13 protein-coding genes and 1 pseudogene are annotated in these 16,330 nt (G+C 69.6%); all 14 read right to left on the bottom strand.

The window, feature by feature from the left end; genetic code table 11:
- Positions 1 to 6: 6 nt before the first annotated feature.
- The 14 genes and pseudogenes from H4N58_RS16965 to H4N58_RS17030 all read right to left on the bottom strand — a co-directional run bounded on the left by H4N58_RS16965 (position 7) and on the right by H4N58_RS17030 (position 16,330).
- Positions 7 to 939, bottom strand: a complete 933-nt coding sequence (locus H4N58_RS16965; protein WP_167007133.1) for a polyprenyl synthetase family protein — start codon at positions 937 to 939, stop codon at positions 7 to 9.
- A gap of 95 nt (positions 940 to 1,034) precedes the next feature.
- Positions 1,035 to 2,621 (bottom strand): NADH-quinone oxidoreductase subunit NuoN, encoded by a 1,587-nt coding sequence (nuoN, locus tag H4N58_RS16970; protein WP_167251753.1) that lies wholly within the window; start codon positions 2,619 to 2,621, stop codon positions 1,035 to 1,037.
- Positions 2,622 to 2,644: 23 nt separating this feature from the next.
- Positions 2,645 to 4,183, bottom strand: a complete 1,539-nt coding sequence (locus H4N58_RS16975; protein ID WP_182397110.1) for an NADH-quinone oxidoreductase subunit M — start codon at positions 4,181 to 4,183, stop codon at positions 2,645 to 2,647.
- Between the two features lie 5 nt (positions 4,184 to 4,188).
- Positions 4,189 to 6,144, bottom strand: a complete 1,956-nt coding sequence (gene nuoL, locus H4N58_RS16980; protein ID WP_167005880.1) for an NADH-quinone oxidoreductase subunit L — start codon at positions 6,142 to 6,144, stop codon at positions 4,189 to 4,191.
- 10 nt (positions 6,145 to 6,154) lie between these two features.
- A complete protein-coding gene (nuoK, locus tag H4N58_RS16985) occupies positions 6,155 to 6,454 on the bottom strand; it encodes an NADH-quinone oxidoreductase subunit NuoK (RefSeq protein ID WP_167005883.1) in 300 nt (99 codons plus the stop codon).
- A complete protein-coding gene (locus H4N58_RS16990) occupies positions 6,451 to 7,233 on the bottom strand; it encodes an NADH-quinone oxidoreductase subunit J (RefSeq protein ID WP_243843069.1) in 783 nt (260 codons plus the stop codon). Before H4N58_RS16990 ends, nuoK begins: the two co-directional genes overlap by 4 nt.
- A gap of 26 nt (positions 7,234 to 7,259) precedes the next feature.
- Complete coding sequence (gene nuoI / locus H4N58_RS16995) at positions 7,260 to 7,820, bottom strand: NADH-quinone oxidoreductase subunit NuoI (protein ID WP_167005889.1); 561 nt, start codon at positions 7,818 to 7,820, stop codon at positions 7,260 to 7,262.
- Between the two features lie 5 nt (positions 7,821 to 7,825).
- Positions 7,826 to 9,079: an NADH-quinone oxidoreductase subunit NuoH gene (nuoH, locus tag H4N58_RS17000; protein WP_167005892.1), complete on the bottom strand. Its 1,254-nt coding sequence runs from the start codon at positions 9,077 to 9,079 to the stop codon at positions 7,826 to 7,828.
- Between the two features lie 119 nt (positions 9,080 to 9,198).
- A pseudogene (locus tag H4N58_RS17005) lies at positions 9,199 to 11,592 on the bottom strand (NADH-quinone oxidoreductase subunit G); the annotation flags it as partial.
- Positions 11,589 to 12,905, bottom strand: a complete 1,317-nt coding sequence (gene nuoF / locus H4N58_RS17010) for an NADH-quinone oxidoreductase subunit NuoF (protein ID WP_167005898.1) — start codon at positions 12,903 to 12,905, stop codon at positions 11,589 to 11,591. The pseudogene H4N58_RS17005 and the gene nuoF, both read right to left, overlap by 4 nt.
- On the bottom strand, positions 12,902 to 13,690 hold the full coding sequence (nuoE, locus tag H4N58_RS17015) for an NADH-quinone oxidoreductase subunit NuoE (protein ID WP_167005901.1): 789 nt from the start codon (positions 13,688 to 13,690) through the stop codon (positions 12,902 to 12,904). The genes nuoF and nuoE overlap by 4 nt, the downstream gene beginning before the upstream one ends.
- Positions 13,687 to 15,042 carry an NADH-quinone oxidoreductase subunit D gene (locus H4N58_RS17020; protein WP_167005904.1) on the bottom strand — a complete coding sequence of 452 codons (1,356 nt, stop codon included), beginning with the start codon at positions 15,040 to 15,042 and terminating at the stop codon, positions 13,687 to 13,689. Before H4N58_RS17020 ends, nuoE begins: the two co-directional genes overlap by 4 nt.
- Entirely contained in the window at positions 15,039 to 15,779 is a 741-nt protein-coding gene (locus H4N58_RS17025) for an NADH-quinone oxidoreductase subunit C (protein WP_167005907.1), read from the bottom strand. The genes H4N58_RS17020 and H4N58_RS17025 overlap by 4 nt, the downstream gene beginning before the upstream one ends.
- The gene (locus tag H4N58_RS17030) at positions 15,776 to 16,330 is read right to left on the bottom strand and encodes an NADH-quinone oxidoreductase subunit B family protein (RefSeq protein WP_167005910.1); all 555 of its coding nucleotides are present in this window, start codon (positions 16,328 to 16,330) and stop codon (positions 15,776 to 15,778) included. Before H4N58_RS17030 ends, H4N58_RS17025 begins: the two co-directional genes overlap by 4 nt.

A 16,330-nucleotide genomic window follows, 5' to 3' on the forward strand; every position in this document is an offset into this window, starting at 1 on the left:
CCCACCTCAGCCCACGCGCGTCACCACGCGGTCACAGAGCCCGGCGAGGGCTTCGCGGGCGGCGTTGGCCGGGAGCCGGTCGAGCAGCGCACGCGCAGCCTCCGCGTCGCGGTGGACCAAAGCCCGGGCCGCGTCGAGCGCCGGGTTGGCGCGAAGCAGGGACAGCGCCTCGTCGACGGCGGCGTCCTCGGCGATCGGTCCGGAGAGCAGCTCCAGGAGCCGGGCATCCTCGGTGCGCGCGGCCTGCTGGACGAGCAGCGTGGGCAGGGTCGGCACACCCTCGCGCAGGTCCGTGCCCGGGGTTTTGCCCGAGTCGGCGGTGGCGCTAGCGATGTCAATGACGTCGTCGGCGAGCTGGAAGACCGAGCCGATCCGCTCACCGAACTCCGTCAGCACCTCGATCGTTTCGGCATCGGCCCCGCTGGTCATGGCGCCGAAGCGGGCGGCGGAGGCGATGAGGGAGCCTGTCTTGTCGGCGACCACACCGAGGTAGTGCGTGAGCGGGTCCTGGCCGTCGCGCGGGCCGATCGTCTCGTGGATCTGGCCGTGGACGAGCCGCTGGAACGTCTCGGCCTGGATGCGGACGGCGTCGGTGCCGAGCCCGGCCACAACCCGTGAAGCGACCGCGAAGAGGTAGTCACCGGTGAGGATCGCGATCGAGTTGTCCCAGCGGGCGTTGGCCGAGGCCGCGCCACGCCGCAGGGCCGCCTCGTCCATGACGTCGTCGTGGTAGAGCGTCGCGAGGTGCGTGAGCTCGATGACGACAGCGGCAGGCGGGACGTCGACGGAGCCCGGCTGCTCACCGAACTCGGCCGCCAGCAGGACGACGAGCGGGCGGAACCGCTTGCCTCCGGCATCCAGCAGATGGCTCGCCGCCTCGCCGACGAACCCGTCGTCGTCGTGCACGGCAGCACTGAGCTGCTTCTCGACCTCGTCCATCCGGTCGCTGACACGGGCAACGAGTGTGGGGTCGGACTCGGCGATGCCCCAGGCGTTTGACGCCACGGCTGCTGCTCCCTCGGTCGTGCGGCAGGTCAACGGACGAACGCCCCGACCTGCTGCACGAGCTCGAGCACCGGACCGGGAAGAACACCCAGGACGATTGTGACAGCCGCCGCGACGACGATGACCGACGAGGTCAGCGGGCTGGGCACGGCGACCGTCGGGCCATCGCCCTGCGGCGCCGCGAAGAAGAGCAGGACGACCACACGGACGTAGAAGAACAACGCGATCGCGGACGCCACCACGCCGACCACGACGAGCGGCCACGCGCCGCCCTCCCAGGCCGCCGCGAACACCGACCACTTGCTGATGAAGCCGCCGGTCAACGGGATCCCTGCGAAGGACAGGAGGAAGAGGGTGAAGGCGATCGCCACCAGCGGCGACTCCTTGCCGAGCCCTGCCCAGCGGCCGAGGTGGGTGGTCTCGCCGCCCGCGTCGCGCACCAGCATGACCACCGCGAAAGCACCGATCACTGCCACGCCGTACGCGAGGAGGTAGAAGAGGATCGCCGACACGCTCGTCAGGCCGGTGCCGGTCACGAGGCCGGCCAGTCCGACGAGGACGAAGCCGGCGTGCGCGATCGAGGAGTATGCGAGCATCCGCTTGACGTCGGTCTGGGCGATCGACACGATCGCGCCGAACAGCATCGTGATGATCGCGACGGCCCAGACCACAGGCGTCCAGTCCCAGCGTGCGCCGTCAAAGGCCACGTAGAAGATCCGGAGCATCGCCACGAACGCGGCAGCCTTCGTACCGGCTGCCATGAAGGCCGTGACCGGGGTCGGCGCGCCCTGGTAGACGTCGGGCGTCCACGCGTGGAACGGCACCGCCGCGACCTTGAACAGCAGGCCGACGAGGATCAGCGCCATGCCCGCCAGGAGGAGGTTCTCGCCGCCGATCCGGTTGCTGACCGCCGTCGAGATCTCGCCGAGGTCGAACGAGCCGGCGTAGCCGTAGGCGAACGCGATCCCGTACAGGAAGAACGCCGACGAGAAGGCACCGAGGAGGAAGTACTTCATGGCGGCTTCCTGGCTGAGCAGCCGGCGACGACGCGCCAGGCCACACATCAGGTAGAGCGGGAGGCTCAGCACCTCGAGCGCCACGAACATCGCGAGGAGGTCGTTGGCCGAGGCGAAGAACATCATGCCGCCGAGCGCGAACACCGCGAGGGGGAACACCTCGCTGTGCTCGATGCGCAGCTTGGTGGCCCGACGCTCGTCGGCACTCCCCGGCGCGGTCGACGCCTGGCTCGTGAACGCGCTCAGGCCCCCGTCGAGGCGCCGCTCGGCGAACAGCAGCATGCCGAGCACGCCGAACAGCAGCAGGGTGCCCCACGTGAACACGGCCGGGCCGTCGATGCTGAGCGCCCCCATTGCGGACGGGCCGCCGCGCGCCGGGACGTCACCCTCGACCTCGGTGAGGTCGGTGGCGACCCACACGGTCGCCCCGAAGGCGGCGACCAGCCCGGCGACGGCCACGACGGCCTGGGTGACGAACCGGTACGCCCGCGGGACGAACGCCTCGACGAGCACGCCGGCGACCGCCACGCCGAGAACGATCAGCAACGGCGACAGCGTCGCGTAGTCGATGTCGGGCGCGTCGATCGGCGACGGCGCCATCGGCGCGAGGTGGGACACGGCGCTCACTTCGAGCTCCCCTCAGCGGTCGGGAAGGACGGTGTCTCAGGCTCGGGGTCGCCGACCTGGACGTGGTCGAGCGTCTCTGACACGGCCGGGTTGACCACGTCGAGGATCACCTGCGGGAAGAGGCCGAACCCGATGAGCAGGACGATGACGGGCGCGATCGCGATGATCTCGCGCGGCACCATGTCCGTGATCCCGCGGTTGTCCTCGCGCAGCGGGCCGGTCATTGTCCGCTGGTACATCAGGAGGATGTAGAGCGCCGCGAGGACGATGCCCAGCGTGGCGAACACCGCGGCCGTCGTCGACACCGTGAACGTGCCCGCGAGCACCAGGAACTCGCCGACGAACGTCGACAGGCCCGGGAGCGAGAGCGAGGCCAGGCCCGCGATGAGGAACAGGCCCGCCATGATCGGGGCGATCTTCTGGACGCCGCCGAAGTCGGAGATCCGCGCCGAGCCCCGACGTTGGATCAAGAACCCCGCGATGAGGAACAGCGCCGCCGTCGACAACCCGTGGTTGAACATGTAGAACGTCGAGCCGGACGCCGACTGCGACGTCAGCGCGAAGATGCCGAGCACGATGAACCCGAAGTGCGACACCGAGGTGAACGCGATCAGCCGCATCATGTCGTCCTGACCGATCGCGAGCAGCGCTCCGTACAGGATGCTGATGACGGCCAGGGTGATGACGACGGGGCTCGCCCACTGCGACGCCTCGGGGAACAACCCGAGGCAGAAGCGGATCATGCCGAACGTGCCGAGCTTGTCGAGGACGCTGACCAGCAGCACGGACGTGCCGGGGGTGGCCGCCGACGCGGCGTCGGGGAGCCAGGTGTGCAGCGGGACCATCGGGGCCTTCACCGCGAACGCGAGGAAGAAGCCCATGAACAGCCACCGCCCCTCGACCGTGCCGACCGAGAGATCCTTCATGTCGGCGAGCAGGAACGACGGGTCGCCCTGGCCGTTGGAGATCACCCACATGCCGATCACCGCGGCGAGCATGAGCAGGCCGCCGGCGAGGGAGAACATGAGGAACTTCAGGGCCGCGTACGAGCGCCGGGCGCCGCCGTAGCCGCCGATGAGGAAGTAGGCGGGGACGAGCGCCGCCTCGAAGAGGACGTAGAAGAGGAACACGTCCGTCGCCATGAAGACGCCGAGGACGAGGCCCTCGAGCGCGAGCATCAGTGCGAAGAACGTACGAACGCTCCAGCGGGCGCCGTCGGCGTCGTTCCAGCCGGCCAGGATGACGATCGGGACCAGGATCGTCGTCATCAGCACGAGCGTGATCCCGATGCCGTCGAGACCGAGGGAGTAGAAGACGCCGAGCGGTTCGATCCAGGCGTGCTGCTCGCCGAGCTGGTAGCCGGAGGCGCCGAGGTCGTACTGCGCCAGCACCGCCAACGAGAGGGCCAGCGTCACGAGCGAGACGCCGAGCGCCGTCCACTTCGCCAGCTCGGGACGGCTGCGCGGCAGGAAGGCGACGACTGCGCCGCCGACGAGGGGGACGACCAAGAGGACCGTCAGCCAGGGGAAGGACATGTCACTCACGCGAGGTTCACCGCCAGGAGGGCCAGGACGAGGACGAGGGCTCCGCCGAAGATCTCGGCGGCGTACGTCCGGACGAATCCGGTCTGCAGCCGGCGCAGGCCACGTGCACCGTCACCGACAAGCTCGGCGGTGCCGTTGACGGCGCCGTCGATCCCGCTGCCGTCGACGTAGACCAGCGAGCGGGTGAGGTATTGGCCTGGTCGCATGAACAGCGCCTCGTTGACGGCGTCGCCGTAGAGGTCGGCGCGGCCGGCGCGAGTGAAGACCGAGACGTTCTGTGGAGCGGTGTCGGGCACCGGGCGCGTCGCGAACAGCACGTACGCGAGCGCGACACCTGCGGCGACCACGAGGACGATGATCGCCGTGATCACGATCGCCGGGACCGGGAGGTCGTGGTGCTCCTCCCCCGTCACCGGGGCCAGCCAGTCGCTGATCCAGCTCGAGAACGTGAGCGCACCTCCGGCGACCGACAGCGCCGCGAGCACGATCAGCGGGATCGTCATGATCTTGGGCGACTCGTGCGGGTGGACGTCGTCGCGCCAGCGCTTCTCGCCGAAGAACGTCAAGATCATCACGCGTGTCATGTAGAACGCGGTGACGCCTGCGCCGATCAGCGCGGCCAGCCCGGCCCAGAAGTTCGTCGCGAAGGCCGACTCGATGATCTTGTCCTTGGAGAAGAAGCCCGAGAACCCTGGGAAGCCGATGATCGCGAGGTAGCCCATCGCGAACGTCGCGAACGTCAGCGGCATCAGCTTGCGCAGCGCGCCGTAGTGGCGCATGTCCACGTCGTCGTTCATGCCGTGCATCACCGAGCCGGCGCCGAGGAACATGTTGGCCTTGAAGAAGCCGTGCGTGATCAGGTGGAAGATCGCGAACGCGTAGCCGGCCGGACCGAGCCCGGCCGCGAGCATCATGTAGCCGATCTGGCTCATCGTCGAACCGGCGAGCGCCTTCTTGATGTCGTCCTTGGCGCAGCCGATCCAGGCGCCGACCAGCAGCGTGACCGTACCGACGATCATCACCGCCGTACGGGCGACCTCGGACAGGTCGTAGATCGCCGCCGAACGGACCACCAGGTAGACGCCGGCAGTGACCATCGTCGCCGCGTGGATGAGGGCCGAGACCGGGGTCGGGCCCTCCATCGCGTCGAGCAGCCAGCTCTGGAGGGGGACCTGGGCGGACTTGCCGCAGGCACCCAGCAGGAGCAGCAGGCCCAGCGCGGTCGCGACGCCCTGGGTGGCGTTCTGGACGTTCAGGCCGACGTCGTGGATGTTCGTCGTCCCGAACTGCGCGAACATCAGCATGATGCCGAGGGCGAGGCCGAGGTCGCCGACGCGGTTGACGACGAAGGCCTTCTTGGCCGCCACCGCCGCGGAGCGCTTCTCCTGCCAGAACCCGATGAGCAGGTAGGAGGCCAGGCCGACGCCCTCCCAGCCGAGGAACAGCACGAGGTAGTCGCCGGCCAGGACCAGGACGAGCATCGCGGCGATGAAGAGGTTGAGGAACCCGAAGAAGCGGCGCTTGCGTGGGTCGTCCGCCATGTAGCCGATCGAGTACACGTGGATCAGGGACCCGACGCCGGTGATCAGCAGGACGAACAGTGCGGCGAGCTGGTCGTAGTAGACGCTCATCGTCACGTCGAACCCGCCGACCTGGATCCAGGTCCACAGGTCCTGCGTGATCGCCCGCTCGGCGGCGTCGCGTCCGAGGAGCGCGACGAAGGCGACCACACCGACGACGAAGGAGGCGATCGAGGCCGCGGTGCCGAGGAGGTGACCGAAGCGGTCGAGCGGACCGCGATCACCCGCGCCGTCGCCGATCAGGAGGATCGCGGCGCTGACCGCGGGGATCGCGATCACCAACCACACCCACGAGAACACGCCGTCGGCGGCGACCGGCACGACCTCGGCGTGCTCGCTCGCGGCCAGCACGACGCTGGAGAGACTCGTCATTCCCGCCCCCTCAGAGCTTCAGCAGACTGGCGTCGTCGACCGAGGCCGAGCGACGGGTACGGAAGATCGACACGATGATCGCGAGGCCCACGACCACCTCGGCCGCGGCGACCACCATCACGAAGAAGGCCGCGATCTGGCCGTCGAGGTTGCCGTGAGCCCGCGCGAACGTGACGAACGCGAGGTTGCAGGCGTTGAGCATCAGCTCGACGCACATGAACACGACGATCGCGTTGCGCCGCACGAGGACGCCGACGGCGCCGATCGTGAACAGCAGGGCGGACAACCCGATGAAGGGCTCGACGCTCACAGGTCCTCCTCGCCTTCGGCCGGTCGAGCCGACTCGATCACACCGCGCTCGCGCGGCGACCCGTCGGCCTCGAGCTTGCGCAAGGTCAGCGCCACGTCTCCGTCGAACGCCCCCTCGCGAACGACGCCGCGCTCGCGCAGCGTCTTGGACGTCGACTGCTCGACGGGCGAGCCGTCCGGCAGCAGCGCCGGCACGTCGACCGCGTTGTGCCGTGCGAAGACGCCCGGAGTCGGGAGGTTGCCGGGGTGCTCGCCGTGCTCGGCGTAGCGCTGCATGCGCTCGAGCGCCAGGTCGCGCTGCGAACGCTTCGGCTCGAGGCGCTCGCGGTGCGCGAGCACCATCGCCCCGAGCACAGCGGTGATGAGCAGCGCGCTGGTCGCCTCGAAGGCGAACACGTAACGGTTGAAGAGGAGCCGTGCGAGCCCGTGAACGTTCCCGTCCGCGTTGGCCTCGCCGAGACCGATCACCGGACCGACGGTCGTCTGCGCGACCACGGTCACGAGGAGGAAGCCGAAGAGCACACCCACGACGACGGCGACGAGGCGCTGTCCGCGGATCGTCTCCACCAGCGAGTCGGTCTTGTCGACGCCGACGAGCATCAGCACGAAGAGGAACAGCATCATGATCGCGCCGGTGTAGACGATGATCTGCACGGCGAACAGGAAGGGCGCGTCCTGCATCGCGTACATCATCGCCAGGCAGATCATCACGACCGCGAGCAGCAGCGCCGAGTGCACCGCTTTGCGGGCGAGCACGACACCGAGCGCCGCCAGCACCATGATCGGCGCCAGCAACCAGAACGCGGTCACTGCTCGTCTCCCGCCGCGACACTCCCGTGAGCGACCGCCCGCGCCGCGGCGTCACCGCGGTAGTAGTCGCGTTCGGTGTCACCGAGCCGCATCTCGTGGGGCGGCGCCTCCATGCCCGGCAGCAGCGGTGCGAGCAGGTCGGACTTCTCGTAGATCAGGGACTCGCGGCTGGTGTCGGCGAGCTCGTACTCGTTGGTCATCGTCAGCGCGCGGGTCGGGCACGCCTCGATGCACAGTCCGCAGAGGATGCAGCGCAGGTAGTTGATCTGGTAGACGCGGCCGTAGCGCTCACCCGGGGAGAAGCGCTCGTCCTCGGTGTTGGACGCGCCCTCGACGAGGATCGCGTCCGCAGGGCACGCCCACGCGCACAGCTCGCACCCGATGCACTTCTCGAGTCCGTCCGGCCACCGGTTGAGCTGGTGCCGACCATGGAAACGCGGCGCGGTAGGCCGCTTCTCGAACGGGTACTGCACGGTGACCGGCTTCTTGAACATCGTCCGGAACGTCACGCCGAAGCCGGCGATCGGGTCCCAGAGCTGCTCCTTCAGCGTCGCCATCGCGATCAGTCCTCCTTCTCGCCGCGCGTGCCAGCCGGCACGGCGGTCGTGACGGGCGGCTCACCCGGCATGGGGGGTACGGGGTATCCGCCGGCGAACGCGTCGCGCGACGGCTCCGGCTCCTCGGGCGAGCGCCGCTCGGGCAGGAACTGGACGACCAGCAGGGCCGCGACGACCACACCGGCGATGACGAGGATCATCGTCGGATCGAGGTCGCCGTCGGTGATCAGGCGGCGCATCACGCAGACCACGACGATCCATGCGAGCGAGACCGGGATCAGGACCTTCCAGCCGAACTTCATGAACTGGTCGTAGCGCATCCGCGGCAGCGAGCCCCGCAGCCAGATGAACACGAAGATGAACAGCAGCGTCTTGCCGAGGAACCACAGCACCGGCCAGTAGCCCTCGTTGGCGCCGTCGATCTGCGAGATGCCCCAGGGAGCCCTCCAGCCGCCGAGGAACATCGTCGTCGCGAGCGCCGAGACGGTCGCCATGTTGATGTACTCGGCGAGGAAGAACAGCGCGAACTTCAACGACGAGTATTCGGTGTGGAAGCCGCCGACGAGCTCGCCCTCGGCCTCCGGGAGGTCGAACGGCGCGCGGTTGGTCTCACCGACCATGGCGATCATGTAGATGAGGAACGACGGCAGCAGCGGGAGCGCGAACCACCCGTCTGCCGCCTGCGCGGCCACGATCTCCGACGTGGACATCGAGCCGGCGTAGATGAAGACGGTGACCAGGGACAGACCCATCGCGACCTCGTACGAGATCATCTGGGCCGAGGAGCGGATGCCGCCGAGCAGCGCATAGGTCGAGCCGGAGGACCAGCCGCCGAGCACGATGCCGTACACGCCGATCGAGGTGACGGCGAGGATGTAGAGCACCGCCACCGGCATGTCGGTGAGCTGGAGCGGTGTCTGGGTGTCGGTGAACGGGATCGTCACCTCGGGACCGAGCGGGATCACCGCCCAGGCGAGGAACGCCGGCACGGTCGCGATCACCGGGGCGATGAAGTAGACGACCTTGTGCGCGTTCTTCGGGAAGATCTCTTCCTTGAGCGCGAGCTTGACGCCGTCCGCGAGGCTCTGGAGGAGCCCGAACGGACCCCACACGTTGGGGCCGACGCGGTGCTGCATGCGCGCCACGACCCGCCGCTCAAACCAGATGTTGAACAGCGTGAAGACGACCAGCAGCACGAAGATGCAGAGGGCCTTGATCAGGACGACCCACCAGGCTTCGTTGCCGAAGAACTCGCTCACAGCTCGGACTCCTTGCTCTCGAACGCCGGGGCCGTCGACGGGTCGGCCGACTCGAGGGGTTCGAGCACCTCGGCGGGCTCGGCCGCCGTCCGGTCGTCCGGTCGGGCGTGCGGGGACCGTTCGAGCGTCACGACGTCTCCGTACGCGGCGCCGAGGATGCGTGGCAGCGACAAGCCGTTGGAGTTGGTCGGGGTCCAGACGACCCCGTCGGCGATGTCGGCCACCGCCACGGGGACCGCGACGGCACCCCGCTCCGTGCCGAGGACGACCTCGTCGCCGTCGTGCACGCCGATCGCGCGGGCCGTCGCGGCCGACACCAGCGCCACCGAGGGACGGGCCGTCGCCTGGTAGTGGCGGTCGCCGTCCTGGCCGCGGCCGTCGTCGATCAGCCGGCGCCAGGTGTCGAGGACGACCTCGCTCGGATCGGTGCGGGCGGCGCGTCCGGGGACGACCTCCGGCCGTGGCGCGCGGGCGCCGTCCCAGGCACCCAGCTCGTCGAGCTCGGCACCGGCGGCTCCCGTCGTACGGAATCCGAGGTCGCGGCCGGCGGCTTCGGCGATCCCGGCGAGGACACGGGTGTCCGACAGCGTGTTCGGCAGCGAGAAGACCTCGTCGAACGGCCGGCGACGACCCTCCCACGAGACGAACGATCCCGCCTTCTCGGAGGTCGAGGCGACCGGCAGCACCACGTCGGCGCGCTCGGTGACCGCGCTGGCGCGTACTTCGAGGCTGACCACGAAGCCCGCGGCGTCGAGCGCTTCGATCGCGCCCTGCGGGTCGGCGAGGTCGTCGACCTCAACACCGGCGACGAGGAGCGCACCGAGCTGCCCCGAGCGTGCGGCGGCCAAGATCTCGTCGGTGCTGCGACCTGGGGACGAGGGCACGGACGCGACACCCCAGGCGGCGGCCAGGTCGGCGCGTGCCTCGGCGTCGGCGACCGGGCGACCGCCCGGCAGGAGGTGAGGCAGACAGCCGGCGTCGACCGCACCGCGGTCACCGGCGCGGCGCGGGACCCACGCCAGGCGGGCGCCGGCGCGGCGGGCGGCGACGAGCGCGGTGGAGAACGCGCCCTCGACGCTCGCGAGCCGCTCGCCGAGGAGCACGATCGTGCCGGTCTCGAGACCGGCCTCGCCGAGCGCCTTGGCCTCGTCGCCCGGCACCGTACGGACCAGGCGTCCGCCCGTCTTCTCGAGCGCCCGCGTCGCGTGGCTGGCCAGCGCGACGACCTCGGTGCCGTTCTTGCGCCACGCCTTGCGCAGCCGCAGGAAGATCGTGGCTGCCTCGTCCTCGGGCTCCAGACCGACGAGCACGACCTTGCGGGCCGCCTCCAGGTCGGAGTAGGTGACCCCGAGCCCGGTGCCGGCCACCGCATGGGCCAGGAACGCCGCCTCCTCCTCGGAGTGCGGGCGGGCACGGAAGTCGATGTCGTTGGTGCCGAGCACCGTGCGTGCGAGCTTGGAGTATGCGTACGCGTCCTCGAGCGGGAGCCTCCCGCCGGTGAGGACGCCGACCCCGCCCGCAGCCCTCAGCAGCCCACGGGCGGCGGCGGCGAACGCGGCCGGCCACGACGCGGGCTCCAACGCACCCGTCTCGGGATCGCGGACGAGCGGCCGGGTCAGGCGGTCGGGCTGGCGGTCGTACGCGAACGCGAAGCGGTCCTTGTCGCTGATCCACTCCTCGTTGACCTCGGGGGCGTCGCCGGCGAGACGGCGCAGCACCTTCCCGCGCCGGTGGTCCACCCGGATCGCGGCACCGCAGGCGTCGTGCTCGGCCACCGACGGCGTCGACACGAGGTCGAACGGCCGCGAGCGGAACCGGTAGGCGGTGCTCGTCAGCGCACCGACCGGACAGATCTGGATCGTGTTGCCGGAGAAGTACGACGAGAAGGGCTCGTTCTCGTAGATCGCGACCTGCTGGAGCGCGCCGCGCTCGGCCATCGCGATGAACGGGTCACCGGCGATCTGCTCGGAGAAGCGCGTGCAGCGGGCGCAGAGGATGCAGCGCTCGCGGTCGAGAAGGATCTGCTGCGAGATGCTCAGCGGCTTGGGATAGGTGCGCTTGGTCTCTTCGAAGCGCGTCTCGCCCTGCCCGTGGCTGAGCGCCTGGTTCTGGAGGGGGCACTCGCCGCCCTTGTCGCACATCGGGCAGTCGAGCGGGTGGTTGATCAGGAGGAACTCCATGATCCCGGTCTGCGCCTTGTCGGCCACCGGCGACGTCACCTGCGTCTTGACGACCATGCCCGGCGACACCGGGAGCGTGCACGACGCCTGCGGCTTGGGGAAGCCGCGCCCGTTGCCGGCGTCGGGGACGTCGACCAGGCACTGGCGGCACGCGCCGACCGGAGCCAGCAGCGGGTGGTCGCAGAAGCGCGGGATCTCGACGCCGATCAGCTCGGCCGCACGGATCACGAGCGTGCCCTCGGGGACGCTCACCTCGACGTCGTCGATCGTCAGCGAGACGAGGTTCTGGTCGACGAGCTCTGCTCCGGAGTCGTTGTCCTGGGTGACGGTCATGCCGAGACTCCCTTCCAGGCGGTGGACGCCACGTACGGGAACAGGTCCCATGCCGGCGTGTGCATCCCGGCCTCGAACTCGTCGCGGAAGTGCTCGATGGCCGAGGTGATCGGGCTGGTCGCTCCGTCTCCCAGCGCACAGAACGCCCGCCCGAGGATGTTGTCGCACTGGTCGAGGAGGAGCTCGATGTCACCCTCCGTGCCCTTGCCGGCCTCGAGCCGCTCGAGGGTCTGCACCAGCCACCACGTGCCTTCGCGGCAGGGCGTGCACTTGCCGCAGGACTCGTGCTTGTAGAACTCGGTCCACCGCAGCACGCAGCGGACCACCGAGGTCGTCTGATCGAACAGCTGCAGCGCCTTCGTGCCCAGCATCGACCCGGCTCCGGCGACTCCCTCGTAGTCGAGGGGCACGTCGAGGTGGGCGGCGGTGAGCAGCGGGGTCGAGGAGCCTCCCGGCGTCCAGAACTTCAGCTCGGATCCCTCACGCATGCCGCCCGACATGTCGAGGAGCTCGCGCAGGGTGATACCGAGCGGCGCCTCGTACTGGCCGGGGTTCTTCACGTGGCCCGAGAGCGAGTAGATCGTCATGCCCTTGGACTTCTCGGTGCCCATGGACCCGAACCAGTCGGCACCACGCTCGACGATGCACGGCACCGATGCGATCGATTCGACGTTGTTGATCACGGTCGGCGCGGCGTACAGGCCTGCGACGGCGGGGAACGGCGGGCGCAGCCGCGGTTGGCCGCGACGCCCCTCGAGGGAGTCGAGGAGCGCGGTCTCCTCACCGCAGATGTAGGCCCCGGCGCCGGCGTGGACCACCACGTCGATGTCGATCCCCGAGCCGAAGACGTCCTTGCCGAGCACCCCGGCCGCGTACGCCTCCGCGACCGCGGCCTGCAGCCTGCGGATGACGTGCAGGACCTCGCCGCGCACGTAGATGAACGCGTTCTTGGCGCGGATCGCATGGCACGTGATCGCCACCCCCTCGATCAGGGTGTGCGGCGTGGCCATCATCAGCGGGATGTCCTTGCACGTGCCCGGCTCGGACTCGTCGGCGTTGACCACGAGGTAGTGCGGCTTGACGGTGCCGTCGGGCTCGGGCCCCTGCGGGATAAAGCCCCACTTCATGCCGGTGGGGAAGCCCGCCCCGCCGCGGCCGCGCAGGCCGGAGTCCTTGACGAGGGCGATCACCTCGTCGGGATCCATGCGCAGGGCCGCGCGCAGCCCGGCGTAGTCGCCGTACGAGTCGAGAGTCCAGGAGCGCTCGTGGTCCCAGTCCTTGGTGAGGACGGGAGTGAGAGGTGCGACGGTCATTCGGTGTCCTCCGCTTCCTCGCGCTGCGCGGGCGGGGTCGTGCTGTCGTCGACCAACGTCTCGGACTCGGCCCGGCGGGTGTCGGCCTGCGCGACGGCGGCCTCGGCATCCTCCGCCGGTCGAGCCTGTCGAGATCCGTCCTCTCCCGGCGCGACCCACCCTCGCTCGTGCGCCAGCCGCAGCCCGGCCAGCGACGGGTCACCGGCGGACGGTCCCTCGTCGGCACGCCCGTCGGGGAAGCCCGCGAGCACCCGCTCGGCCTCGCGCCACGTCGTGATGCGGGCGCCGCGGGTCGCCGTACGGGGCGTGCCGGCGCGCAGGTCGTCGACGAGCTCGACGGCGGAGTCGGGCGTCTGGTTGTCGAAGAACTCCCAGTTGACCGTCATCACCGGCGCGTAGTCGCAGGCGGCGTTGCACTCGATGTGCTCGAGCGTCACCTTGCCGTCGGCCGTGCGCTCGTCGTTGCCAACACCGAGGTGCTCGCGCAGGCGGGAGAAGATCGCGTCGCCGCCCATCACCGCGCACAGCGTGTTGGTGCAGACGCCGACGTGGTAGTCGCCGACCTCGCGCCGCTTGTACATCGTGTAGAAGGTCGCGACCCCGTTCACCTCGGCGGTCGAGATGTCGAGCAGCTCAGCGCAGAGCTCGATCGCCTCCGGGGTCACCCGGCCCTCGACCGACTGTGTGAGGTGCAGCATCGGCAGCAGGGCCGAACGCTTCTGCGGGTAGCGGGCGATGATCGCCTGCAGGTCGTCGCGTACGTGGGCGGAGTCCAGGCTGCTCATCGGTCCACGCCTCCCATCACCGGGTCGAGGCTGGCGATCGCGACGATGACGTCCGCGAGCATGCCGCCCTCGGACATCGCGGCGGTCGCCTGCAGGTTGCTGAAGGACGGGTCGCGGAAGTGCGCCCGGTAGGGCCGTGTCCCGCCGTCGGAGACGAGGTGGCACGCGAGCTCGCCGCGGGGGGACTCGACGCTCGTGTAGACCTGCCCGGCCGGAACGCGGAAGCCCTCTGTGACCAGCTTGAAGTGGTGGATCAGCGCCTCCATGGACTCGCCCATGATGTGGCGGATGTGCTCCAGGGAGTTGCCCTGACCGTCAGGGCCGACCGACAGCTGCGCGGGCCAGGCGATCTTCTTGTCGGCGACCATGACCGGGGCGCCCTCGAGCGTACGGAGCCGCGCCACGCACTGCTCGACGATGCGCAGCGACTGGTCCATCTCGTCCAGGCGGATGCGGAAGCGTCCGTACGCGTCGGGCTCGTCGCGGGTGATGACGTCGAAGTCGTACGTCTCGTAACCGCTGTAGGGCTGCTTCTTGCGCAGGTCCCAGTCGTAGCCGGTCGAGCGCAGCGCCGGTCCGGTGACGCCGAGCGCGAGGCAGCCGGCGAGGTCGAGGTAGCCGACCTCCTTGAGGCGGCCCTTGAAAATCGGGTTCTGGTTGCACAGCGCGGCGAGCTCGGGGAGCCGCTTGCGCATGAGCGCCACGAACCGGTCGACTGCGTCGAGTCCGCCGTCGGGGACGTCCTGCGAGACGCCGCCGGGGCGGAGGTAGGCCGAGTTCATCCGCAGCCCCGAGAACAGCTCGAACAGGTCGAGGCACAGCTCGCGCTCACGGAAGCCGACCGTCATCACGGTGAGGGCGCCGATCTCCATGCCACCGGTGGCGAGCGCGACGAGGTGCGAGGAGATCCGGTTGACCTCCATCATCATCACGCGCAGGACGGAGGCCTTCTCGGGGACCTGGTCGGTGATGCCGAGGAGCTTCTCGACCCCGAGGACGAAGGCGGCCTCGTTGTACATCGGCGACAGGTAGTCCATGCGGGTGCAGAACGTCACGCCCTGCGTCCAGCTGCGGTACTCCATGTTCTTCTCGATGCCGGTGTGCAGGTAGCCGATGCCGCAACGGGCCTCGGTCACCGACTCGCCCTCGATCTCGAGGATCAGCCGGAGCACGCCGTGCGTCGACGGGTGCTGCGGGCCCATGTTGACGACGATGCGCTCGGACGCGTCGGGGTCGACGCCCGCGACCACGTCGTCCCAGTCCTGACCGGTGACGGTGAAGACCGGGCCGGCCGTCGTGTCCTGGCTCTGTGCGTACGGGTCGGCGCTGGCGCCGGTGTCTGTGGTGCTCACGAGTACGACCTCCGCTCGTCCGGCGGTGGGATGGTTGCGCCCTTGTACTCGACGGGGATTCCGCCGAGCGGGTAGTCCTTGCGCTGGGGGTGCCCCGGCCAGTCGTCTGGCATGAGGATCCGGGTCAGGGCCGGGTGGCCGTCGAAGATGATCCCGAAGAAGTCGTAGGTCTCGCGCTCGTGCCAGTCGGCGGTCGGGTAGACGGCGACGACGGACTCGATGTGCGGATCGGACTCCGGGGCGGCGACCTCCAGGCGGATGCGCCTGTTGTGGGTCATCGACAGCAGGTGGTAGACGGCGTGCAGCTCGCGGCCGATCTCATGCGGGTAGTGCACGCCGGAGATGCCGCTGCACAGCTCGTAGCGCAGGAGGGCGTCGTCGCGCAGGTGCTGGCACACCTCGCGGACGCGCGTGCGGTGGAGGTGCAGCGTGACCTCGTCGCGGTCGACGACCACGGACTCGATCGCACCCTCACCGATCGTCTCGCCGAGGAGAGCCTCGAGCCGGTCGGCGAGGTCGTCGTACCAGCCGCCGAACGGACGACGCGAGGCCGCCGGCATCGCGACGGGGCGCTGCAGACCGCCGTAGCCGGACGTGTCGCCGGTGCCGTCGACGCCGAACATACCCTCGCGGACCTCGACGACCTCGAGGATCCGCGCCTGCGACGGGACGACCTCCTCGCCGCCCCCGCTGGTTGAGCCGCCCCCGCTGGTTGAGCCTGTCGAAACCCCGCTCATCGCAGCAGCCCCTTCATCGCCGACGTCGGGACTGCCTCGAGGGCGATCTTCTCGTCGGAGGCGATCTCGGCCACACGGTGCGCACCGAGCTTGGTGTGCTGGATCTTGTCGTGGAGCTTCATGATCGCGTCGATGAGCATCTCCGGGCGCGGCGGACAACCGGGCAGGTACATGTCGACCGGGACGACGTGGTCGACGCCCTGGACGATCGCGTAGTTGTTGAACATCCCGCCCGAGCTCGCGCAGACGCCCATCGCGAGGACGTACTTGGGGCCGGCCATCTGGTCGTAGATCTGCCGCAGGACCGGCGCCATCTTCTGGCTGACGCGGCCCGCGACGATCATCAGGTCGGCCTGGCGCGGCGAGGCGCGGAAGACCTCCATGCCGAAGCGCGACGAGTCGTACTTCGGCGCGCCGAACTCCATCATCTCGATCGCGCAGCAGGCGAGGCCGAACGTGGCCGGCCAGAACGACGCCTTGCGGAAGTAGCCCGCGAGTCCCTCGACTGTCGTCAGCAGGACTCCACTCGGGAGCTTCTCCTCCAGACCCAT

The sequence above is a fragment of the Mumia sp. ZJ1417 genome (assembly GCF_014127285.1).
Classification (GTDB): Bacteria; Actinomycetota; Actinomycetes; order Propionibacteriales; family Nocardioidaceae; genus Mumia.

Bases quoted from the DNA above. Each gene is read 5' to 3' on its own strand.
- H4N58_RS16990 (WP_243843069.1), bottom strand. From the start codon at position 7,233: ATGGTGCTGGCGGCGCTCGGTGTCGTGCTCGCCCGCAAAGCGGTGCAC.
- nuoI (WP_167005889.1), bottom strand. From the start codon at position 7,820: ATGGCGACGCTGAAGGAGCAGCTCTGGGACCCGATCGCCGGCTTCGGC.
- H4N58_RS17030 (WP_167005910.1), bottom strand. From the start codon at position 16,330: ATGGGTCTGGAGGAGAAGCTCCCGAGTGGAGTCCTGCTGACGACAGTC.
- H4N58_RS16965 (WP_167007133.1), bottom strand. From the start codon at position 939: ATGGACGAGGTCGAGAAGCAGCTCAGTGCTGCCGTGCACGACGACGAC.
- H4N58_RS16975 (WP_182397110.1), bottom strand. From the start codon at position 4,183: ATGTCCTTCCCCTGGCTGACGGTCCTCTTGGTCGTCCCCCTCGTCGGC.
- nuoL (WP_167005880.1), bottom strand. From the start codon at position 6,144: ATGACGAGTCTCTCCAGCGTCGTGCTGGCCGCGAGCGAGCACGCCGAG.
- nuoN (WP_167251753.1), bottom strand. From the start codon at position 2,621: ATGGCGCCGTCGCCGATCGACGCGCCCGACATCGACTACGCGACGCTG.
- nuoF (WP_167005898.1), bottom strand. From the start codon at position 12,905: ATGACCGTCGCACCTCTCACTCCCGTCCTCACCAAGGACTGGGACCAC.
- H4N58_RS17025 (WP_167005907.1), bottom strand. From the start codon at position 15,779: ATGAGCGGGGTTTCGACAGGCTCAACCAGCGGGGGCGGCTCAACCAGC.
- nuoE (WP_167005901.1), bottom strand. From the start codon at position 13,690: ATGAGCAGCCTGGACTCCGCCCACGTACGCGACGACCTGCAGGCGATC.